The sequence below is a fragment of the Bacillus cereus group sp. N6 genome (assembly GCF_016483705.1).
Classification (GTDB): Bacteria; Bacillota; Bacilli; order Bacillales; family Bacillaceae_G; genus Bacillus_A; species Bacillus_A wiedmannii.
In genome coordinates, this window is record NZ_JAEHBI010000003.1 from 45,722 (window position 1) to 68,149 (window position 22,428).

Below are 22,428 nucleotides of genomic sequence, written 5' to 3' on the forward strand. Positions count from 1 at the left end.
TAACGTAAAACATATGGGTATCTGGGCCGAATCATCAATTGCCAACTGTTCCTCACCTCCGTACAATTTAGTAGTTTCTGAATATGCTATGTTTGTTTCATAGTAAGGTGCATATATAAAAAGACCTTTACTCAAAACGAGTAAAGGTCTGAATTCGCAGTTAAAAGAGTCCACAACAAAGACTGTTAGTAAACATAGATAAAAACAGTTTTTGTGTATGACAAAAAATACATGCACCTCTCCCTCGTTGAGTTTTAGCACTGTATAGCATAGGTACTGAAACCAGCTACGTTAAGAAAGGCCTTCATTCCGACCTTTCCTGTTGACCCATTGGCGTCTCTCGACATTTTTGGGCAGCAGCGTTTCTCTATACAGGAGCCTCACCTAACAGAGACCATATTCAATTACAATTTGAATGTTAGCACTGTAAATTTATAGTGTCAATATCTTTTTTTTTGAAAAATCAAATAGGTTTATGATGGCTATATAGTAGGAAAAAAGAGGAGTTTTGTTGAAATAAGGATGGAAAATAAATACTGTAATGAACATAAATAAAAAGCACTGTAACCAGTGCTTTTTTATTTATAGATTATGAGATTGTAGCATTTTCAAAAATAACAATTTCTGAACTGTTTGTTGTTGAAACGCGTTGTGCGTAATATGTTAAAGCTGAAGAAATATATGTTGGTAATGAATCATTTGTATGTGTTGTTGTATATTCATGGATTAATTCTTTCAAAGTCGTCCATTCTAATTGTGCTGGGTGATCAGAAACGAAAGAACTTACCCAGCGATCAAATGAAGATGAAAAATCAGTTTGTAAACGAAATGCTTCTTTCATAATAAAACGCTCCCTTAAAATGTAGTATAATCATTTTAACATAAAACACGAACGATTACTAAGTTTTTTGAGTATAACGTTCGTGATATATAGTTGTCTAGATGATCGGTTATGTAAATTCGATTTGCCATTTGAAATAACATTCCGTAAGATGAAAGGTAGATTATATAAAGAGCTGGAGGAAAGAAAGTGGAATTTGTATTTTTAGGAACTGGTGCAGGTGTTCCTTCGAAAGGAAGGAACGTTTCGGCAATTGCTTTGCAATTGTTAGAAGAACGAGGACAGACTTGGTTATTTGATTGTGGCGAGGCGACGCAACATCAAATATTACATACATCAGTACGCCCACGCCGCATTGAAAAAATATTTATTACGCATTTACATGGTGATCATATTTTTGGCTTGCCTGGTTTATTAGGAAGCCGTTCATTTCAAGGAGGGACTACACCTTTAACAGTGTATGGACCAAAAGGAATTAAACAATTTATTGAAGTGGCATTATCAGTAAGTACGACACATGTAAAATACCCACTTGAAATTGTGGAGATAATAGAAGAAGGTACTGTATTTGAAGATAATGAATTTCACGTGGAAACGAAAAGATTGTCACATGGTATTGAATGTTTTGGGTATCGTATTGTAGAGAAAGATATACAAGGTGCTCTTTTAGTCGATAAATTACTGGAGATGGGTGTGAAACCTGGCCCGCTCTTTAAACGTTTAAAAGATGGAGAAGTAGTTGAATTAGAAAATGGTACGATACTAAATGGAAAAGACTTTATTGGTCCACCTCAAAAGGGAAGAATTATTACCATTTTAGGTGATACAAGATATTGTGAAGCGAGTAGAGAGCTGGCACAAGACGCTGACGTACTTGTTCATGAAGCCACTTTTGCAGCAGAGGATGAACAACAAGCATATGATTATTTTCATTCTACATCTAAGCAAGCTGCGAGTATTGCACTTCAGGCAAATGCAAAACGATTAATATTGACTCATATTAGTTCTCGTTATCAAGGAGATACATATAAGGAATTATGGAAAGAGGCAAGAGAGCTATTTTCTAATACAGAAATAGCTACGGATTTGAAATCATTTCCAGTAGATAGATAATAATGGTGTGAAAAAATGGTGACGAAAGGTTGCCATTTTTTTATTTCTAAAAAAAATTTAAAATAAAACTGTTATCATTTTATGTTTATATTGGATGAAACAGAAAGTTTTAATGATGTGAAGAAATAGGATAAAAATACATAGTATCGATTGTTTAGAGAAACTGTTATATAAGTCAGACGACATACGAGTGGTACAAATAGCAAAAACAGATCGTTATTCAGAACTTTTAAAATTTATTAAAAGTAAGCGTTTTATTAAAAACAAGCTATAATGAGGGCAGATTATAATTTATTGTAGGCTACATGCGTTTTAGCCATTTGTCGTAACAAGTGGAGTTGACTAAATCGTGAGAGGGAAACATGAGAATTATAAATAAGAAGGATATTACTATTATTTGTACTAAGTCTTTTTTCATTTTTTAGCTTTAAAGCACTAAAAGGTATGAAAGCAATGGGAGTTTCACTTGTTTATGCTATGCTTGTAAGGGGTTCTGTGTTAAACTTTGGATTGCTACAAGACTTTATTGTGGATTAGCTTATATGATTAGTAAATGAAGGTAATGCTAAGTTTCTTATTTATTATGATAATTGGTATTATTTCAGGATATATTGTTTCACTGTTATTCAAAAACTATCCAATTCGTATAGCGGAACAAATTCGTCGTACAACTGGAAAAGCAACCGATTCGGTAGCTTAATAGAATAGTAAAAAATTTTTGCATAGAGGTTTAGGGGGAGTTATGATGAAGTATCGCTCAGTATTTGATATTATTGGTCCAGTTATGATTGGTCCATCAAGTTCACATACAGCAGGCGCAGCAAGAATGGGGCAAGTTGCTCGCCAGCTGTTTCGTCATGAACCAGAAAGAGTAAGCATTTCATTATATGGATCATTTGCAAAGACGTATCGTGGGCATGGTACAGATGTAGCGTTAATAGGTGGGATATTAGGGTTTGAAACAGATGACTTACGTATTCCAGAAGCGCTAGACATAGCAAAAGAGCGCAAAATCGAAGTAGAATTTATTGAAGAAGATGCAAATGCACCTCACCCAAATACAGCGAGAATTCGTTTGTATAAAGGTGAAGAAGAAATTGAAGTTGTTGCTTGCTCAATTGGTGGCGGTAAAATTGAAGTTGTAGAATTAAACGGATTCGATCTTCAATTAACAGGCACGAGTCCAGCACTACTTATTGTAAATAACGATCGCTTCGGTGCTATTGCAGCAGTAGCTTCAATCCTTGCAAAACATGAAATTAACATTAGTACAATGAGTGTTTCTCGTAAAGAAAAAGGAAGAAGAGCGCTTATGGTTATCGAAACAGATGAATTATTAGCAGATGAAGTGATTGAAGAAATAAACGCGCAACAAAATATTTGTCAAGTAACTATTATGGAATAATTGCAGGGGGGACACACCATGTTTCGGAACGCAGCGGAACTAGTGGCGCAAGCTAAAGAACAAAATGTAAAAATCGCAGAAATTATGATTCAATGTGAAATGAAAACAAGAAGTATTTCACGTGAAGAAGTAATTGCTGGTATGGAAAAGAACTTAGTCGTGATGGAGCAAGCGGTAGAACGTGGTATTCGCGGAGTGAAATCACCAACTGGTTTAACTGGCGGAGATGCTGTAAAAGTTCAGGCGTATATGAATAGCGGAAAAGGCTTATCTGGAGATACGATTTTGGACGCGGTGAGTAAAGCTGTTGCAACAAATGAAGTAAACGCAGCGATGGGAATTATTTGTGCAACACCAACAGCAGGGTCTGCTGGAACAGTGCCAGGTGTACTGTTTGCACTGCAAGAAAAATTACAGCCGACACGCGAAGAGATGATCGAATTTTTATTTACAGCAGGAGCTTTCGGTATGGTTGTTGCGAATAATGCTTGTATTTCCGGCGCGGCAGGAGGTTGCCAAGCTGAAGTAGGTTCAGCAAGTGGAATGGCAGCAGCAGCAGCAGTTGAGATGGCTGGTGGAACACAAGATCAAGCAGCTACAGCGATGGCGATTTCATTAAAGAATATGCTTGGTTTAGTATGTGATCCTGTTGCAGGGCTTGTAGAAGTACCTTGTGTAAAACGTAATGCAGCAGGAGCTGCGAATGCGATGATTTCAGCTGATTTAGCATTAGCTGGCGTAACGAGTACAATTCCATGTGATGAAGTGATTGAGGCGATGTTTAGAATCGGACAAACGATGCCAGTAGCACTTCGTGAAACAGCTGAAGGTGGACTTGCAGCAACACCAACTGGTCGCCGTCTGCAAGAAGAGATTTTTGGGAAGACTAATAACTAAACAATATATGTTAATAAAAAAATGGAGCTCAAGTAAGATTGAGCTCCATTTTTATTTTTCTTTTGTTAGTTGTTCTAATGTTTTCCAAAGATTATGTGATCGTTGTGTAGCCTGTGTAATACAAGAAATAAGTGCTTGTTGAAATTTATGTTCTTGTAATACTTCAATGCCTGCTTCGGTCGTTCCGCCAGGAGAAGTAATTTCCTTTCGCAAAACAGAAGGGTGTTTTTCACTTGCTTTTAGCATTTCAGCAGCACCAATCATCGTCTGAAGAATAAGTGACTTTGCAACATCTTCTTTTAAACCAATTGTTTTTGCGGCTTCTTCCATCGCTTCCACTACGTAATAAATATAAGCAGGCCCACTTCCAGATAATGCAGTGACAGCATGCATATCTTCTTCCTCTACAACAGAGACGAGACCGATCGTTTCAAATAAAGCTATGGCAGTCTGAATATGTTCCGCTGTTGCATGTTTTGAAGGCGAGATAGCAGTAGCTGATTTTAAAATAGCTGCAGATGTATTTGGCATCGCACGAATAATCGGAACATCTTTTTGAAGTAGGTTTCTAATCGAGTGAGTAGAAACACCTGCTAATAAGGAAATAATAAGCAGGTTATTATGTATATCTTCTTTAAAAGGAGTAAGCGCTTCTGCAACATCCTTTGGTTTCATTGCTAGAAAAAGAATAGTTGTATCAGTAAGTAGCTCTTTTTTATTATGCGTACCTTTTACGCCATATTTTTTATGTAGCTCCTGCAATCTTGTCTCGTTAGAACGATTACTTACGGTAATTTGTTCGCCTTTCACAACATTTGCATGTAACAAGCCACCAATAATAGCTTCAGCAATAGAGCCTGCACCGAGAAAGGAAATGTTTTGAATAGACATGATGTTCCTCCTTTAAATTTGGTTAGAAATTCTTATAAATGTACATACATTCGTTTTTTTACAGGAAACACCTCTTTTTATCTGAAAATAATGACAAATATATATAGAAGTTGTAAACTGAAGAAGTATTCATTTTTGAACCGGAAAGAGACAGGGGGGCTAAGCATGACGGCGATTCACCGAATGGAGATTCCTGTGCCATTTGCAGTTGAAACTGTGAATGTGTTTTTAGTTGAGGGGGAGACATTAACATTAATTGATACAGGGACGAATACAGAAGAGGCAAGAAGTGCTTTAGAAAGGCAATTAGGTACATTAGGATATGCGATAGAAGATATTAAAACAGTAGTCATTACGCATCATCATGCGGATCATTGTGGGCTTTTAAATATATTTTCTGAGAAAACGAACATTATTGGACATCCTTGGAATGAGCCTTGGATCACGCAAAATCCAGAATTTTTAAAGTGGTATCATGAGTTTTTTAGAGAGACAGCTTTGCAATTTGGTGTTCCAGCGGCATTTTTGAAAGACGAGGCGTTATTGACGACGAAGACACTTAAATATTCTTGTAATAGATCGTTAACGCATACTGTGAGAGAGGGAGATCGTATTGATTCTTTACCTGGGTTTACAGTAATCGAAACACCAGGTCATGCTTCCACTCATATTTCATTATATAGAGAATCTGATGGAATATTAATTGGCGGGGATGCTCTCATTAGCCATATTTCTTCGAATCCCATATTAGAACCACCATATGAAGGACAAACAGAAAGGGCGCGCCCGTTATTACAATATAATCAAACATTAAAGCGTTTAAGCGAAATGAATATTTCGCGCATTTTATCAGGACATGGAGAAGATGTTCTAAATGTGAAACAACTTATTGAAACGAGATTACAAAAGCAAGAAACACGTGCGTTTAAAGTGCTTGAGTTATTAAAGGAAAAACCAATGACAGCATTTGAAGTATGTGTAAAACTATTTCCGGTATTATATAAGGAGCAATTGCCGCTTACTATTTCAGAAACTGTTGGACAATTAGACTTTTTAGCATATAATCAACAAGTGATGATTGATGAATCTTCGCAACAATTGATTTATTATGCAAAGTAGGTGACAGCAATGACGGGACGTTTACAAGATAAAGTAATCGTCATTACAGGTGCTTCTAGTGGAATTGGAGAGCAAGTTGCAATGCAAGTTGCAGAGCAGGGGGCGACTCCAGTATTAATGGCTAGAACAGAAGAGAAATTAAAAGCGTTAGCAGAGAAAATTAAAGAAACTTATAATACGCCTTGCTATTATTATGTATTAGATGTAAGTGAAGAGATGGAAGTACAATCTGTTTTTTCAAAGGTATTACAAGAAGTGGGACGTATTGATATATTAGTAAACAATGCGGGATTTGGTATTTTTAAAACATTTGAAGATGCGTCAATGGATGAAGTGAAAGATATGTTCCAAGTAAATGTATTTGGATTAGTAGCTTGTACGAAAGCGGTACTACCCTATATGGTGAAAAGGAACGAAGGACATATTATTAATATTGCTTCACTTGCTGGGAAAATTGCAACTCCAAAATCGAGTGCGTATGCAGCGACGAAACATGCAGTATTAGGATTTACGAATAGTTTACGCATGGAGTTGTCTAGTACAAATATTTTCGTAACAGCGATTAATCCAGGTCCGATAGATACAAACTTTTTTGAAATAGCGGATCAATCCGGTACATATGTGAAAAATATGGGACGGTACATGTTAAAACCAACATATGTAGCAGAGCAGATCGTAAAATCGATGCAAACGAAAAAGCGTGAAGTAAACTTACCGAAGTGGATGGGCATTGGTCCGAAATTTTATGCACTATTCCCAGGTTTATTTGAGCGTGTTGCAGGTAAATCATTAAATAAAAAATAGGAGATTTCCATATGGAAATCTCCTATTTTTTATTTTCCAGTCACATAATCGTAAACGATATCCTCAACTGCCTCGTATACATCAATTTCAGTATTTGAATGAATTATCGTTTGAATATGTTTAATAAGCATTTCCTGATCCTCATTTGACATAGGATTACATTGATATTGCTGAAAACTTTTTATAATCATTTTCTCAATTAATTTCTCATTCATGTTTTCCCCGCCTGTATGTATACATGTATTGTTTTCCCCGGCATTAACGGGCAGTAAAACTCCCACCTTAAAATTCGGCTAGAGCAAAGAAGTTAGGTGGGAGATCGACTGCCCCTAAACGCCCGATTGGTTCAACTAATAATCAGTGAGGATGAACAAAACCCCACTGATTATAGTTTCACTTTATTGTACTTGAAGTGAAATGAAAAAACTACTATACATTGTTTTTGTATAAAAATTCGGTTGTTTATATTGTTTTTCTAGTAAAATTAAGTTTTTTAAGTTTGTAAAATTTATAAATATTTAATTGACTCTATAAATATACAATATTATAATCATACTTAATTTAAAGAATTGATATGAGGAGGAGCATATGAAAGTCGCGATTATTGGAGCAACTGGGTATGGAGGTATTGAGTTAATTCGGTTATTAGAGCAACATCCATATTTTTCGATAGCATCTCTTCATTCTTTTTCGCAAGTTGGCGAGTGTATAACAAATGTATATCCGCATTTTCAAAATGTTCTTGTTCATACGTTACAAGAAATTGATGCGGAGGAAATAGTGAAAGAAGCAGAAATTGTATTTTTGGCAACCCCAGCAGGAGTATCAGCAGAGCTAACTCCAAAATTATTAGCAGTAGGTTTAAAAGTAATTGACCTATCTGGAGACTTTCGTATGAAAGATCCTTTCATATATGAACAGTGGTATAAAAGGACAGCTGCAAAAGAAGCAGTTCTTAGTAAAGCTGTATATGGGTTAAGTGAATGGAAAAGGTCCGAGATTCAAAATGCAAATTTAATTGCAAACCCAGGATGCTTTGCTACAGCTGCATTATTAGCGGTATTGCCGTTAGTTCGTAGCGACATAATTGAAGAAGATTCCATTATTATTGATGCGAAATCAGGAGTATCTGGAGCAGGCAAAACGCCAACGACAATGACTCACTTTCCTGAGTTATACGATAACCTGCGTATTTATAAAGTAAATGAGCATCAACATGTTCCTGAGATTGAGCAAATGCTCGCGGAGTGGAATAGGGAAACGAAGCCAATCACGTTTAGTACACATTTAATACCGATATCACGGGGAATTATGGTTACACTTTATGCGAAAGTAAAACGAGAAATGGAAATAGGGAAACTTCAAAAATTATATGAAGAAACGTATGAACAATCACCTTTCATTCGAATTCGTACGCAAGGAGAGTTTCCAAGTCCGAAAGAAGTGAGGGGCTCAAATTATTGTGATATGGGGATAGCTTACGATGAAAGAACCGGAAGAGTGACAGTCGTTTCTGTTATAGACAATATGATGAAAGGTGCGGCTGGGCAAGCGATTCAAAATGCAAATATAGTAGCGGGACTAGAAGAAACAACAGGTTTACAGCATATGCCGCTTTATTTATAAGGGGGACATGATGATTAAAGTAGAGTCTATTACAAAATTAGATAATGGTTCAATTGTAACGCCAAAAGGCTTTTCGGCAGTCGGTACTGCAAATGGTTTGAAAAAAGACAAAAAGGATTTAGGTGTAATCATTTGTGAAGTGCCAGCATCATGTGCTGCCGTTTATACAACGAATCAAATACAAGCAGCTCCCCTGCAAGTAACGAAAGACAGTATAACAGCTGAGGGGAAATTGCAGGCAATTATCGTCAATAGTGGAAATGCAAATGCTTGTACAGGAATGAAAGGGTTACAAGATGCTTACGAGATGCGTGCATTAGGAGCGGAACATTTTGGAGTGAAAGAAAATTACGTTGCAGTAGCTTCAACAGGTGTAATTGGTGTCCCTTTACCGATGGATATAATCCGAAAGGGAATTGCAACTCTTATCCCGACGAAGGAAGAAAGTGAAGCTCATTCTTTTTCTGAAGCAATCTTAACGACGGATCTTATAACGAAAGAAACTTGCTATGAAATGATGATTGATGGGAAGAAAGTGACGATTGCTGGTGTTGCGAAAGGTTCAGGGATGATTCATCCGAATATGGCAACGATGCTGAGTTTTATTACGACAGACGCTCATATAGAGCATGATGTATTGCAAATAGCATTATCACAAATAACGAATCATACATTTAATCAAATTACGGTGGATGGAGATACTTCTACGAATGATATGGTCATCGTTATGGCAAGTGGATTATCAGAAACGAAACCAATCAATATGGAACATGCAGATTGGGAAACTTTCGTATTTGCTTTACAGAAGGTATGTGAAGATTTAGCGAGAAAAATTGCACAAGATGGTGAAGGTGCTACGAAGTTAATAGAAGTAAATGTGCTAGGAGCTCGAACGAATGAAGAGGCAAAGAAAATTGCAAAGCAAATAGTCGGTTCGAGTCTTGTGAAAACAGCAATACATGGTGAAGACCCAAATTGGGGGCGAATTATTAGCAGTATTGGACAAAGTGAAGTCACGATTAACCCAAATACAATTGATATTACTCTTCAATCTATTACGGTGCTGAAAAATAGTGAACCTCAAATGTTTTCTGAAGAGGAAATGAAAAAGAAATTAAAAGAACATGAAATTATGATTGATGTGTATTTACATTTAGGAGAAGAGACAGGATCAGCTTGGGGCTGTGACTTAAGCTATGAATATGTGAAAATAAACGCTTGTTATCGTACATAAGGAGAGGGAAGATGAGCGATTATATTGTAGTAAAATGCGGCGGTAGTATGTTGGATCAATTAAATGATGTGTTTTTTGATTGTATAAAGAAATTGCAACAGAAGTATAAAGTAGTGATTGTCCATGGTGGTGGCCCAGAAATTGATGCGCAATTAAAAGGTTGTAACATCAAAGTAGAAAAAAGAGATGGGTTACGAGTAACACCAAAAGAAGTTATGGATATTGTTCAAATGGTGCTATGCGGAAGTACGAATAAAAAATTTGTAATGAAGTTGCAAAGGCATAATTTACTTGCGGTAGGTTGTTCAGGGTGTGACGGCAATTTACTTCAAGTTCAACCTGTCAGCGAAGAAATAGGATATGTGGGAGAAGTAAGTTATGTCGAAACAACCTTACTAAAAGGATTGATAAATTTGAATTATATTCCTGTTATTGCTCCGGTCGGGATACATGATAATGAGATTTATAACATAAATGCGGATACAGCTGCAGCTGGAATTGCGGCCGCATTATCCGCAAAAGAACTCATTTTTATTACGGATGTAGATGGGATATTACATGAAGGGAAATTAGTAAAGAAAACGGATGAATCGGAAATTACTACTTTAATAGAAAAAGGAGTTATTACAGGCGGGATGATTCCGAAAGTACAGGCGGCACTAACGTCATTAAAAATGGGAGTGCAAAAGATAAGTATTGTGAACGGTACAAAAGATTTTACTGAAGTTACGGGCGAGTGTATCGGAACGACGGTAACGAAAGGAGTAAGTATCGTATGACAAGTCATCTTTTTCAAACGTATGGGAGAAGAAATATTGAGCTTGTAAAGGGAAGTGGAACGGAAGTTATTGATGAAAATGGTAAGCAATATTTAGATTTCACATCAGGAATTGGCGTATGTAATTTAGGACATTGTCATCCTAAGGTTATGAAAGCTGTCCAAGAGCAACTTCATGATATATGGCATATATCTAACCTGTTTACAAACAGCTTACAAGAAGAAGTAGCGTCATTATTAACAGAAAATACAGCGTTAGATTCTGTTTTTTTCTGTAATAGCGGGGCAGAGGCGAATGAAGCTGCTTTGAAGCTAGCTCGTAAGCATACTGGAAAATCTCTCGTCATAACATGTCAGCAGTCTTTTCATGGTAGAACATTCGGAACGATGAGTGCGACGGGGCAAAATAAAGTGAAAGAAGGATTTGGTCCGCTCCTTCCGTCTTTTTTACATACCCCGTTTAACGATATAAAGGCATTAGAGGAAGTAATGAATGAAGAAGTAGCGGCGGTAATGGTAGAAGTTGTTCAAGGAGAGGGAGGAGTCATTCCTGCTGATTTATCTTTTTTGAAAGCAATTGAAACATTATGTAATAAGTTCGGTTCCTTATTTATTATAGACGAAGTACAAACAGGGATTGGAAGAACAGGGACATTATTTGCTTACGAACAAATGGGAATAGATCCTCATATCGTTACTGCCGCTAAGGCGCTTGGAAATGGCATTCCCGTTGGAGCGATGATTGGCCGGAAGGAACTTGGAACATCGTTTACTGCAGGATCACATGGTTCAACGTTTGGTGGGAATTATATTGCAATGGCTGCAGCGAAAGAAGTATTGCAAGTAAGTAAGAAACCATCGTTTTTAAAAGAAGTAAAGGAAAAGAGCGAATACGTATTAGAGAAGTTGCGAGAGGAATTACGACATGTTGAATGTATTCAAAATATACGTGGTAAGGGGCTTATGATTGGGATTGAGTGTAAGCATGAAGTTGCAAGTTGTATAGAACAACTAGAGAAAGAAGGACTTCTCGTATTACAAGCAGGACCTAATGTGATTAGACTATTACCACCACTTATTGTAACGAATGAAGAGTTAGAACAGGCAGTATATATGATAAAAAAAGTAGTTTGTACAAAAAACGTATCAATCATATAAGGGGGAAATTCTATGTCAACTGTACAAGTACCGAAATTAAATACGAAAGATCTTTTAACATTAGAAGAACTGACGCAAGAAGAAATCATTTCTTTAATTGAGTTCGCTATCTATTTAAAAAAGAATAAGCAAGAGCCTTTATTACAAGGAAAAATATTAGGGCTTATCTTTGATAAACATTCGACTCGTACTCGCGTATCTTTTGAAGCAGGAATGGTACAGCTCGGAGGACATGGTATGTTTTTAAGTGGGAAAGAGATGCAAATTGGAAGAGGGGAGAGCGTTTCAGATACTGCGAAAGTATTATCTCATTATATTGATGGGATCATGATACGTACATTCTCACATGCCGATGTAGAAGAGCTTGCAAAAGAATCGAGCATACCTGTAATTAATGGTTTAACGGACGATCATCATCCTTGTCAAGCACTGGCGGATCTAATGACAATATATGAAGAAATAAATACATTTAAAGGAATAAAATTGGCTTATGTAGGTGATGGAAATAACGTATGTCATTCATTGTTGCTAGCAAGTGCGAAAGTTGGAATGCATATGACTGTTGCAACGCCTGTAGGATATGAACCAAATGAGGAAATTGTAAAAAAAGCGTTAACGATTGCTGAAGAAACAGGAGCGAAAATTGAAATTTTGCATAACCCTGAACTAGCGGTGAGTGAAGCAGATTTCATTTATACTGACGTTTGGATGAGCATGGGGCAAGAGGGAGAAGAAGAGAAATATACTTTATTTCAACCTTACCAAATCAATAAAGAACTTGTTATGCATGCGAAGCAAACATATCGTTTCTTACACTGTTTACCTGCCCATCGTGAAGAGGAAGTAACAGGAGAAATTATAGATGGACCACAGTCTATCGTCTTTGAGCAAGCGGGTAATCGATTGCATGCGCAAAAAGCATTATTAGTAAGTTTATTTAAAAATGTAGAAGAGCTTTCTTAAATGAAGTGCACCTCAATTGTTAGATACGAATAACAATTGGGGTGTTTTTTATGGTTAAATTCTTTTTAGAAGAGAAAGTAAATACAATAAAAAGATATTACTTTGAGTATATACTGAATGTACTTAATTATATGGGTAGAGGGGGGATATCTATTAGAGAAACAGCTACTAAATTTTTTGTATAACCTTTTGTGCCTAGTTTACTAAGAAGACTCTTTACTTCACATACACATAGGCTTCATTTGCTGTTAAGCAGGCTTTATGTTGTATAAAGATTTTTGGATGTTCTAAAATTTCTGTATTTACATTTTTTTCTTTTTATCTCATAATTTTAATTGGGAGAGGGAGGAAAAAAATGGTTCAAATTAAAGTTACACCTGAAATGCTAGAAGAAGTTGCGAATCGTGCAAGCAATACCCGAATCGCATTAGAATCTATACATAATAATTTATGTAATGAAATAGATCAATTGTGTTTTCAGTGGATTGGTGCCTCTAATCAACAGTTCATTCAAATGTTCAATGATGCGAGACTAAAAGCTTTTACATCTATTCATTCACTTGTAAAAGTAGAAGAAGATTTGAAACGAATTGCTGAAAAATTCCGCAATACAGATAATCAAGATGTTACAATGGAACAAGGAGCGATGTGTGGACCACTATCATCAGAAAAAGAGGATTTTGATGGTGAAAAACTTGCTAGGGATATAGTAGGTGAAATAAGTGGTGAGTATGATATTCGTCGTGCTTGGGATGGGATTGATCCATCTACTGGCGAAAAACTATCTACTTTGGATAGAGTATTTGCTGGAGGAATGGCAGTAGCAGGGATTACACCCTTTGGGAAGATAGCTAAAGTAGGCAAAGGAGTTAAAATGACTGCTAAGGCTACTGAGGCTGTGAATAAAGCTAAAAAAGTACCTGTGGAGAAAGTCAATGGAGTTAAGGGGGCCGGTAAAGCTGGGGGACCTGTAGAGGTCAAAGCACCTCCTGGAGCGACAGATGAACAGATAGCGCAAGTTAAGGCTTATGTTGAGGGATCTAATAAAGCCTTAGAAGCTGGTGCTTTATCACCAACAGGAAGGGTATCAACTAAAGGTAAATTAAGACAAGAAGCTTCACGTGCGGCAAGGCTAGAAGGTAAGCGAGCTGCTGATAATGGAGAAGCATACAAGGGACATGTTGGTCATGTTCCTGATACAACTTGGATGGGGAAACCGGAGCCTCATAGTTGGTTAGACCTTGATCCAAAAGTTAATATGAGCATAGGTGGACAGGCTAATAAATATCCAATTGGTTATAAACCTACAAAATTTAAGTTTGTAGAGGAGGAGTAGATGATGAATAATTGGAAAGATAAGATAGCTACAATGATTTTAGTGAAGCAGGAGCTAATGAAACAAGATGTAGAAAAAATATGGCCACACCATTTTCCAGAGGTGGGAGCAAATGAAAAATCTATTCGCATTATTGAACAAGAATTGGGATATAAGCTTGATTTAATGTATCGAGAATTTCTTCAATATGCCAATGGTTGGGCAGGCTTTTATCAAACGGTGGATTTATTTGGTACGGAGCAATTAAAGGAATCATCTATAATGGATTATGCTCAGGTATTATTAGAAGCTATAGATGATGTTGTTTTAGAAGAAAGCGGTGTTTTAAGACAGGAGCTATTACCAATAGCAGTTTCTGAATTTGATAGGGATTTATTTGTTTTATGTTTACCTAATTCTTCTAGACCAGGAGAGATAATTTGGTTTGCGGGTGAAGAAATAGATAGATTTGAGAATTTTGACGAGTACTTTTTAGCAATGATCGACTATAATAGAGAAGAGATATTAGCTTTAAAGGGGTAGTTTATGCAATCGTGTTTTTTAAGTGTATGTTAATGTGCGGCTATAAAAACATAAATACTAATACGGCTAAAGCAAAATATATTTGAAGTGAACAGAAAAGAAAATGAATATTAATCGTCAAGATATACAAGTTTTAAGGTTACGATAAAATCTAGAGCAATTTAAAAACAATATGAACTGAAAGTACTTGATTGTCGATTAAAGGCAACAAGTGCTTTTTTCGTCTTGATATAAAAATAAATGAAATGGGACAAACATTAGGAGAATAAATAAGAACAAAGCTGCTCAATTTGAACTGCACCGCAATTGTTAGACACGAATAACAATTTGAGGTGCACTTTTTATATTGAAATGTCATATGTATATTTAGTTAACCATTTCGATATCCTTTATAATAAAAGAGAAAGTGAAATTTGTTTTTCAGAGTATGTAAGGGCATACTACATATAAAAATATAGTTAAAGAGATGATGAATTTGAAAACAACTAAGAAAACATATTCGTTTTTTCAGCGGATGTGGAGAATATTAAAGTTTCAATATTATAAGTTACTTCGATCGCCAGAAGGAGCAAAGAAAGTATCATTAGGCTTTGCGATAGGTTTTGGTTTAGAGATGCTGGTCCTATATACGGCATCGCTCGTATATGTAATATTTTATCCGATCGTTCGATTGGCAAAGGGATCTTTTCCTGCGGCGGTTATTGGCAATATTATTGGGAAAATATCATTTTTACCAGTATTTTTATTTCCATTTGCATATGCGTTAGGAAAAATGATTTATCCATTTCATGTGAAAAAGATACATCATGAACCATTTACGATCTCTGACTTGTTTTCAAGCCATATTTTCACAATGTTAAAGAGCTTGTTACAGAGTGAAGTGTATGTATTAATTGGTATGACGATAATAGGAGTTGTGTTTGGGGTAATTTCATATTTTGTTGTGCATTATTTATATGAAAAGAACCGTAAGTTACGTTTGAAGAACAGAAAGAAACGAGTGAGAGAACCACTTGTACAAATATAAAGAATGGCACATTCATTTTCTCCTTTGAATATGTTTAAGAAAAAGGGGGAGAGAATGAATGTATTATTATTACGTACCGCAAGTATACCCATATGTAAATTATTATCCGGTAAATGATATGAGGCAGCAATTTGGAGTGTATCAGCAGCAACAATTTCAGCAATTACCACAAATACCACCACAACAATCTACGCAAGAACAAAAACCATATTTAACGACATGGCCGTATTCAAATGTATACTACGGTAATTATTACGAATCATAAAGCTGCTTCTATTTAGAAGCAGCTTTATGCGTTTGTTTTCAAAATTAAATTTTGAATGGTTTGAAGAGAGTGAATGAGTTTTTCACGTTCTTCCTCAGATAATGTTTGGAAATTTTCTTTTAATTTGTCTAAAATAAATTGTTGATACTGATTTACTAACAATTTCCCTTCAGCTGTTAGGGAAATTAAAATGACCCGTCGATCTTTTTCGCTATAATGACGCTCTATTAATTCTTCTTGAATCAGTTTGTTTAATAGAGGTGTCATGTTAGGCCGTGAAATCGCTAGCCGCTTACCGATTTCGGAAACTGCTAATGTGCCATTTTCATGCAGAAGTAGCAATACTTGTGTATGTGATGGCGGCATATGTCTTTGAGAAGAAAATTCTCCAGGAAGCATAAATTTGCGATAAAAAAGAGGCACTAGCGAAAGAAGATGATCAACAATACGTTCCCACTCGCGTGATTCCATATAAAGGCCCCCTTCCACTATCATTGTAACAAAAAAGACATGTTATAAAAATAGAATTGTTTCATGGAAATTTTAATATTTGTAGGCCAACACTTTTTTTGTAAATGAATCGGCAATAATCGCGTAGCCATCATCATTTGGGTGTACTTGGTCAAAGAGTAAATCTTTTTTATCATTTGATATTAATTTACGAATTGGTAAAACGATAGATGGCTGATTTGCTTTTGAAATGGAATAAACGGATTCATTCCAGCCATCTAAAAACATATCTGCATAACTGGCGATGGAGTCATCGAGTTGTAACGGATTATAGAGTTCTGAGAGAATGAGTAAAGCGTTCGGATTTTGATCTCGAACTGTCTTTATAATATTTTTTATATCCGCTTCAAAATGAGCTTTTTCTTTATTTAACATTTTAATACCATCTATAACACCGACATCACGATTTAAACGGAATAAATTATTTCCTCCAATATTAATTGTAATGATATTTGCTGCTCTAACTTTTTGCTTTACATCTTCTGATTGCACTTTTTTAGCGAGACGATCTGTTGTAAGACCGTTTATCCCAAGGTTTTCTACTGTAATTGGTTTATGAATTTGTGCTTCTATTTGTCTAGAAGCTAATTCAGCAAATCCCCCTTGTGTCGAGCCATATCCTTTGGCGAGTGAATCACCTAGTACGAGATGATAAAAGGAATCGTTTGTTTGCTTATCAATCCAACTTGGAGTAGATGTTTTTTCTGTATTTTCTTCCGGTCCATTTTGTTTTGTCTCATCGTTCTTTTCAAAATAAGAATAAGAAATGATTAGAAGGAGGAGACAAACAATTGTTAAGATGACTTTTTTCATATATTCATCCTCCTTGTAATTGGTAATTGTATCATATTCAGCAGTATTAACAATGTAAGGGCATATTATATGTTTATGAAAAGTTTACAACAACTTTACAGAAAATTTGTAGAAGTATGTCAAAAAATATTGACGATATGAAAGTACATTATATATGATAATGTCAGATAAGGTGAAATTTTAATGAGTAGGGCTTTATTTCCCACTAATTAAAGTTTCACTAATCAGGCGTTTAAGGGGACTACTCATTAGCGCAGGATGAAATGAAAATCTTGTCTCTAATAGAAGAAAAAAGGTATGTGGTTAGAGGCAAATAGAAGTTTATTTCATTATTTTTGGTAATTGTATAAGGGGGATTTTTTGTGAAAAAGTCAAAAAAAATGCTAGCTGGAGCAACTCTTGCTATAGGTGTAATAGCGCCGCAAGTATTGCCAGCAACAGCTCATGCGGATGAGAACAACGGGGAGAGTACGGTTAACTTACGAATTCTAGAAACATCAGATATTCACGTTAACTTAATGAATTACGATTATTATCAAACGAAAACAGATAATAAAGTAGGGCTCGTGCAAACGGCAACACTTGTTAATAAAGCACGTGAAGAAGCGAAGAACTCTGTCCTATTTGATGATGGGGATGCATTGCAAGGGACACCACTTGGAGATTATGTAGCGAATAAAATAAATGATCCGAAGAAGCCTGTGGATCCTAGTTATACACATCCATTATATCGTTTAATGAATTTAATGAAGTATGACGTCATCTCTCTTGGGAATCATGAATTTAACTACGGTTTAGACTATTTAAACAAAGTAATTAGTAAAACAGAGTTCCCGGTTATTAACTCGAACGTCTATAAAGATGATAAAGATACTAATGAAGAGAACGACCAAAATTACTTTAAACCATATCATGTTTTTGAAAAAGAAGTAGAAGATGAGTCAGGACAAAAACAAAAAGTGAAAATTGGCGTAATGGGATTTGTTCCACCTCAAGTTATGAACTGGGATAAAGCAAATTTAGAAGGAAAAGTGAAAGCGAAAGATATAGTTGAAACAGCGAAGAAAATGGTGCCAAAAATGAAAGCAGAAGGTGCAGATGTTATCGTTGCACTAGCGCATTCGGGCGTTGATAAGAGTGGATACAACGTTGGCATGGAAAACGCTTCGTATTATTTAACAGAAGTTCCTGGTGTAGATGCAGTATTAATGGGACATTCACATACTGAAGTGAAGGATGTATTTAATGGTGTTCCAGTTGTAATGCCTGGTGTCTTTGGAAGTAACTTAGGTATTATTGATATGCAATTGAAAAAGGTAAACGGAAAATGGGAAATACAAAAAGAGCAATCGAAGCCGCAACTTCGTCCGATTGCTGATAGTAAAGGGAACCCATTAGTACAATCTGATCAAGAATTAGTTAATGAAATTAAAGATGATCATCAAGCGACAATTGATTATGTGAATACAGCTGTAGGAAAAACGACAGCGCCAATTAATAGTTATTTCTCATTAGTACAAGATGATCCTTCTGTACAACTTGTGACAAATGCACAAAAATGGTATGTAGAAAAGTTATTTGCTGAAAATGGACAGTATAGCAAATATAAAGGAATTCCAGTTTTATCTGCAGGCGCACCATTTAAAGCAGGTGGCCGAAACGGTGCTACATATTATACGGATATTCCAGCTGGAACGTTAGCGATTAAAAACGTTGCAGATTTATACGTATATCCAAATACGTTATATGCTGTAAAAGTAAATGGGGCACAAGTGAAAGAATGGCTTGAAATGTCTGCAGGTCAGTTTAACCAAATTGATCCAAAGAAAACAGAAGAACAGCCGTTAGTAAATATAAGCTATCCTACATATAACTTCGATATTTTAGATGGCTTAAAATACGAAATTGATGTAACACAACCAACGAAATACGATAAAGATGGAAAAGTTGTAAATGCAAATACGAATCGTATTATAAATATGACATATGAAGGTAAGCCAGTAGCTGACAATCAAGAGTTCATCGTCGCTACAAATAACTATCGCGGAAGTAGCCAAACGTTCCCAGGTGTAAGTAAAGGCGAAGTTGTATACCAATCACAAGATGAAACACGTCAAATCATTGTGAAGTATATGCAAGAAACACCAGTTATTAATCCAGCAGCAGATAAAAATTGGACGTTTAAACCGATTGTTGCAGATAAATTACATACAACATTCGATTCTTCACCAAATGCACAAAAGTATATAAAGAAAGATGGGAAAATATCATATGTTGGACCATCTGAAAATGAATTTGCTAAATATGCAATTGATATAACGAAGAAGAACGATGATGATAAGGAAACTGGTGGAGAGAATCCAACGACACCGCCAACAGGTGAAGGGAATAATGGAGGAAATCCAACGACACCACCAACAGGTGAAGGAAATAATGGAGGAAATCCAACGACACCACCAACAGATGAAGGTAGTAATGGAGAAAATCCAACGACACCACCAACAAATGAAGCAAATAATGCAGGATCTGGACAAACTACAACGGATAATCAAAACTCAAAAGAAACAACAACTGTAAGTGAAAATAAAGAAGACCGTGATTTACCGAAAACAGGTACAAGTGTTGCTTCTACAATTGGAGCAGGCTTGGCGTTTGTTGGAGCGGGATTACTTCTGTTATTTAGAAGAAAGAAAGCAAATAGATAGTGGAGAAATATAAAAAGGATTACCGATTCAGGTAATCCTTTTTAATATATTATGAAAGTGTTACAGCTTTTTCTTTCTTCCATGAAAGGCCAAATCCAGTGAAACCAACAATAATTGTTAAGACTGGGCAAGCTAAACAGAAAATTGCGAATGGAAGGTAATCAAATGTCGGAACGCCAAGGACGTTCGATAAGAATACACCACTTACTCCCCATGGTACGAGAGGGTTAATAACTGTACCTGCATCTTCTAGTACTCGTGATAAATTCCGACGTTCTAAACCGACTTCATCGTATTTATTAGCAAATGCTTGTCCTGTTAAAACGATGGATAAGTACTGCTCACCAAGTAAGAAGTTTACACCAATTGCAGTTGAAGCAGTAGAAATAATTAAACGTGTGCTATTTTTTACGAAGCTAGAGATGATATTCATGAGCTGCGTAATAATACCCATTCCTTGTAATAATCCTCCCATACAAAGAGCCAGGAAAATAAGTGCAATCGACATCATCATACTTTGTAGACCACCGCGAGATAGTAAGCTATCAATGTCTTTAATACCAGTTTTAGAAACGTATCCGTCTTGCATAATTTTCATTAAATCAGCTAAAGAAGTGCTAGGTTTAAAAATAAAGAGAATAATAATTCCTACCACAATTCCTGCAAGTAATGTTGGAACTGCTGGAACTTTTTTAAATGCGAATAGGAACAGTAATAAAATTGGAATGAGTGTAACGATAGAAATCGTCGTATTTTTCTCTAAAGTGCTAATAAAGTTTGTGAAGTCAACGTCTCCGCTAGTACCGCCTCCTAAAATGAAAAATGCGATAAAAGCAATAATGAAAGCTGGAACTGTTGTCCAAAGCATGTTACGAATATGCTCAAATAAATCTACACCCGTTACAGCAGGAGCTAAGTTTGTTGTATCAGATAAAGGAGACATTTTATCTCCAAAGAATGCACCAGAAATAATTGCACCAGCGATTAGAGCTGGATCGTATCCGAGAGCACTACCCATACCCATAAAGGCAAGTCCTACAGTTGCGGCAGTTGTAAAGGCACTACCGATACTTGTTCCAACAATTGCACAAACAACAAAAACAGTTGGAACGAAAATCTTTGGAGATACAAGCTGGAAGCCGTATACCATTAAAGTTGGAATTGTTCCAGCAGCGATCCAAACACTAATTAATACGCCTACAAGCAAGAAAATAAAAATAGATGGAATACCAGCTGAAATACTACTGATCATCCCTTTTTCCATAGTAGACCAAGAGATTTTTTTCATAAATCCAAATGCTAATAAAAGAACGATACCAAATAAAATTGGGATGTGTGGTGAAACTTCTAATTGAATAACACTAAAGCCAATACAGAAAAAGATAAATAATGTTAAAAGAACAGATTCAATTTTTGAAACCATTGTTTTCCCCTCCTAAGTAATTTAAAATAGCTCTTTTTTATATAAAATTCGCCAATATTGTGTATTTCCTTCTAAATTTTAGAATTTTGTGACAAATTATCGGTAATTGTTGGTCCTTCAATATGATACGGAAATGATTGGATAAAAAAACGTCCCTGCATATAATTATGCAGGGACGAAGATATCGCGGTACCACCCTAGCTTGTGAAATGAATGTATCACAAAATAAAGGGTCGTATGATATGCGCTAATAAAATAAAAACGCCCCTGCAATATATGCAGGGACGAAAAATTCGCGGTACCACCCTAAATTGTGAAACAGTTTCGTTTCACCACTCTTTAGATATAACGGTCTATAACCGTCTTTCACTACTCCTTACGTTTCGCAAAAGAAGCTCCAGGGGGTAATTCATAATTCGCTCTGTACTGGTTCGCACCGACCACCAGCTCTCTGAAATCAGAAATCGAAATACTACTAAATCCTATCAATGCCGATTCATATGATGCTAGTTAAATTTTTATCACATTTTCATCTTATATGTCAATAAAAATGTTCAATATTTTTTTAGGGAAATAAAGGTTAAATGTTTTTAATGTTCTAAATTTGTACGTTATAATGAATTTGAAAGGGGAGGAAAGAGTGAAGAAAAAAATAATTCTTTTTACCACCTTACTAGTCATTGGCGGAAGTGCTGGAATTTACACAGCTTTTGCAGCTGAATCAGAGCAGGCGAAACAAAAGCAAATACAGCAGTTAGAAGTGAAGAAAGCGGAAGAAACGGAAGAGAAGAAGTCGATGGAAAAAGCAGCTGAGAAACTAGGAGTTTCTACTGAAGGGAAAACAAAAGAAGAGGTTACGAAAGAAGTAAATACCGCAAGATTTGAGAAGCGCCATGATTTATTAATTGAACATGCAAAACAACTTGGAATTGATACAGAAGGAAAAAAAGATGAAGAGATTATTTTAGAAATCGGAAAGGTACAACACGGAAAGTAGA

At 35.9% G+C, this 22,428-nt stretch carries 23 protein-coding genes, 1 riboswitch and 1 other annotated feature; of the genes, 17 read left to right on the plus strand and 6 right to left on the minus strand.

All coding sequences use genetic code 11. The features are described from left to right. Window positions 1-231 precede the first annotated feature (231 nt). A riboswitch (M-box (ykoK) riboswitch) is annotated at window positions 232-399 on the minus strand. Window positions 400-589: 190 nt separating this feature from the next. Then, window positions 590-841, minus strand: a complete 252-nt coding sequence (locus JDS99_RS03390; RefSeq protein WP_000656495.1) for a DUF3932 family protein — start codon at window positions 839-841, stop codon at window positions 590-592. Between the two features lie 189 nt (window positions 842-1,030). On the opposite strand from JDS99_RS03390, the gene rnz reads away from it, so the two are divergent. The 4 genes from rnz (at window position 1,031) to sdaAA (ending at window position 4,256) form a co-directional block, all read left to right on the plus strand. After that, entirely contained in the window at window positions 1,031-1,954 is a 924-nt protein-coding gene (rnz, locus tag JDS99_RS03395) for a ribonuclease Z (protein ID WP_088064377.1), read from the plus strand. A gap of 553 nt (window positions 1,955-2,507) precedes the next feature. Continuing rightward, on the plus strand, window positions 2,508-2,654 hold the full coding sequence (locus tag JDS99_RS31855; protein WP_179194447.1) for a hypothetical protein: 147 nt from the start codon (window positions 2,508-2,510) through the stop codon (window positions 2,652-2,654). A gap of 45 nt (window positions 2,655-2,699) precedes the next feature. Continuing rightward, a complete protein-coding gene (gene sdaAB / locus JDS99_RS03405) occupies window positions 2,700-3,359 on the plus strand; it encodes an L-serine ammonia-lyase, iron-sulfur-dependent subunit beta (RefSeq protein WP_000877441.1) in 660 nt (219 codons plus the stop codon). An 18-nt stretch (window positions 3,360-3,377) separates the two neighbouring features. Beyond that, window positions 3,378-4,256: an L-serine ammonia-lyase, iron-sulfur-dependent, subunit alpha gene (gene sdaAA, locus JDS99_RS03410; RefSeq protein WP_000489470.1), complete on the plus strand. Its 879-nt coding sequence runs from the start codon at window positions 3,378-3,380 to the stop codon at window positions 4,254-4,256. A gap of 51 nt (window positions 4,257-4,307) precedes the next feature. Here sdaAA and proI read toward each other — a convergent pair whose 3' ends face one another. Next, window positions 4,308-5,147 (minus strand): pyrroline-5-carboxylate reductase ProI, encoded by an 840-nt coding sequence (gene proI, locus JDS99_RS03415; protein WP_132131115.1) that lies wholly within the window; start codon window positions 5,145-5,147, stop codon window positions 4,308-4,310. A gap of 165 nt (window positions 5,148-5,312) precedes the next feature. Here proI and JDS99_RS03420 point away from each other — a divergent pair, with 165 nt between their 5' ends. Beyond that, a complete protein-coding gene (locus JDS99_RS03420; protein WP_064474854.1) occupies window positions 5,313-6,266 on the plus strand; it encodes an MBL fold metallo-hydrolase in 954 nt (317 codons plus the stop codon). A 9-nt stretch (window positions 6,267-6,275) separates the two neighbouring features. Next, the gene (locus JDS99_RS03425) at window positions 6,276-7,070 is read left to right on the plus strand and encodes an SDR family NAD(P)-dependent oxidoreductase (RefSeq protein WP_199694572.1); all 795 of its coding nucleotides are present in this window, start codon (window positions 6,276-6,278) and stop codon (window positions 7,068-7,070) included. Window positions 7,071-7,099: 29 nt separating this feature from the next. On the opposite strand, the gene JDS99_RS03430 is transcribed toward JDS99_RS03425, so the two are convergent. Continuing rightward, the gene (locus JDS99_RS03430; protein ID WP_001003210.1) at window positions 7,100-7,285 is read right to left on the minus strand and encodes a YqzH family protein; all 186 of its coding nucleotides are present in this window, start codon (window positions 7,283-7,285) and stop codon (window positions 7,100-7,102) included. A gap of 373 nt (window positions 7,286-7,658) precedes the next feature. Here JDS99_RS03430 and argC point away from each other — a divergent pair, with 373 nt between their 5' ends. The 9 genes from argC to JDS99_RS03475 all read left to right on the plus strand — a co-directional run bounded on the left by argC (window position 7,659) and on the right by JDS99_RS03475 (window position 15,979). Further along, complete coding sequence (argC, locus tag JDS99_RS03435; protein ID WP_088064375.1) at window positions 7,659-8,696, plus strand: N-acetyl-gamma-glutamyl-phosphate reductase; 1,038 nt, start codon at window positions 7,659-7,661, stop codon at window positions 8,694-8,696. 10 nt (window positions 8,697-8,706) lie between these two features. Then, the gene (argJ, locus tag JDS99_RS03440; RefSeq protein WP_199694573.1) at window positions 8,707-9,930 is read left to right on the plus strand and encodes a bifunctional glutamate N-acetyltransferase/amino-acid acetyltransferase ArgJ; all 1,224 of its coding nucleotides are present in this window, start codon (window positions 8,707-8,709) and stop codon (window positions 9,928-9,930) included. An 11-nt stretch (window positions 9,931-9,941) separates the two neighbouring features. After that, window positions 9,942-10,709, plus strand: a complete 768-nt coding sequence (gene argB / locus JDS99_RS03445) for an acetylglutamate kinase (RefSeq protein WP_060488328.1) — start codon at window positions 9,942-9,944, stop codon at window positions 10,707-10,709. After that, complete coding sequence (locus tag JDS99_RS03450; RefSeq protein ID WP_073516430.1) at window positions 10,706-11,866, plus strand: acetylornithine transaminase; 1,161 nt, start codon at window positions 10,706-10,708, stop codon at window positions 11,864-11,866. The genes argB and JDS99_RS03450 overlap by 4 nt, the downstream gene beginning before the upstream one ends. A 12-nt stretch (window positions 11,867-11,878) precedes the next feature. After that, window positions 11,879-12,829, plus strand: coding sequence for an ornithine carbamoyltransferase (gene argF / locus JDS99_RS03455; protein WP_087985151.1), 951 nt, complete (start codon window positions 11,879-11,881; stop codon window positions 12,827-12,829). A gap of 355 nt (window positions 12,830-13,184) precedes the next feature. Beyond that, window positions 13,185-14,165 (plus strand): WXG100 family type VII secretion target, encoded by a 981-nt coding sequence (locus JDS99_RS31860; protein ID WP_097889629.1) that lies wholly within the window; start codon window positions 13,185-13,187, stop codon window positions 14,163-14,165. Between the two features lie 3 nt (window positions 14,166-14,168). Beyond that, on the plus strand, window positions 14,169-14,687 hold the full coding sequence (locus tag JDS99_RS03465) for an SMI1/KNR4 family protein (RefSeq protein WP_088064500.1): 519 nt from the start codon (window positions 14,169-14,171) through the stop codon (window positions 14,685-14,687). A gap of 466 nt (window positions 14,688-15,153) precedes the next feature. Next, window positions 15,154-15,714, plus strand: coding sequence for a DUF2062 domain-containing protein (locus tag JDS99_RS03470; RefSeq protein ID WP_073516940.1), 561 nt, complete (start codon window positions 15,154-15,156; stop codon window positions 15,712-15,714). 58 nt (window positions 15,715-15,772) lie between these two features. Beyond that, on the plus strand, window positions 15,773-15,979 hold the full coding sequence (locus JDS99_RS03475) for a hypothetical protein (protein WP_073516428.1): 207 nt from the start codon (window positions 15,773-15,775) through the stop codon (window positions 15,977-15,979). Between the two features lie 24 nt (window positions 15,980-16,003). Here JDS99_RS03475 and JDS99_RS03480 read toward each other — a convergent pair whose 3' ends face one another. Then, on the minus strand, window positions 16,004-16,450 hold the full coding sequence (locus JDS99_RS03480) for a MarR family winged helix-turn-helix transcriptional regulator (protein ID WP_000445817.1): 447 nt from the start codon (window positions 16,448-16,450) through the stop codon (window positions 16,004-16,006). A 72-nt stretch (window positions 16,451-16,522) separates the two neighbouring features. Further along, window positions 16,523-17,302: a GDSL-type esterase/lipase family protein gene (locus tag JDS99_RS03485; RefSeq protein ID WP_199694574.1), complete on the minus strand. Its 780-nt coding sequence runs from the start codon at window positions 17,300-17,302 to the stop codon at window positions 16,523-16,525. Window positions 17,303-17,664: 362 nt separating this feature from the next. Here JDS99_RS03485 and cpdB point away from each other — a divergent pair, with 362 nt between their 5' ends. Further along, window positions 17,665-20,007 (plus strand): bifunctional 2',3'-cyclic-nucleotide 2'-phosphodiesterase/3'-nucleotidase, encoded by a 2,343-nt coding sequence (gene cpdB, locus JDS99_RS03490; protein WP_088608122.1) that lies wholly within the window; start codon window positions 17,665-17,667, stop codon window positions 20,005-20,007. A 49-nt stretch (window positions 20,008-20,056) separates the two neighbouring features. On the opposite strand, the gene nhaC is transcribed toward cpdB, so the two are convergent. Continuing rightward, entirely contained in the window at window positions 20,057-21,430 is a 1,374-nt protein-coding gene (gene nhaC / locus JDS99_RS03495; RefSeq protein WP_000253742.1) for a Na+/H+ antiporter NhaC, read from the minus strand. A gap of 277 nt (window positions 21,431-21,707) precedes the next feature. Then, window positions 21,708-21,928 (minus strand) — a binding site (T-box leader). Window positions 21,929-22,070: 142 nt separating this feature from the next. On the opposite strand from nhaC, the gene JDS99_RS03500 reads away from it, so the two are divergent. Beyond that, a complete protein-coding gene (locus JDS99_RS03500; RefSeq protein ID WP_199694575.1) occupies window positions 22,071-22,427 on the plus strand; it encodes a hypothetical protein in 357 nt (118 codons plus the stop codon). Window position 22,428: the final 1 nt, after the last annotated feature.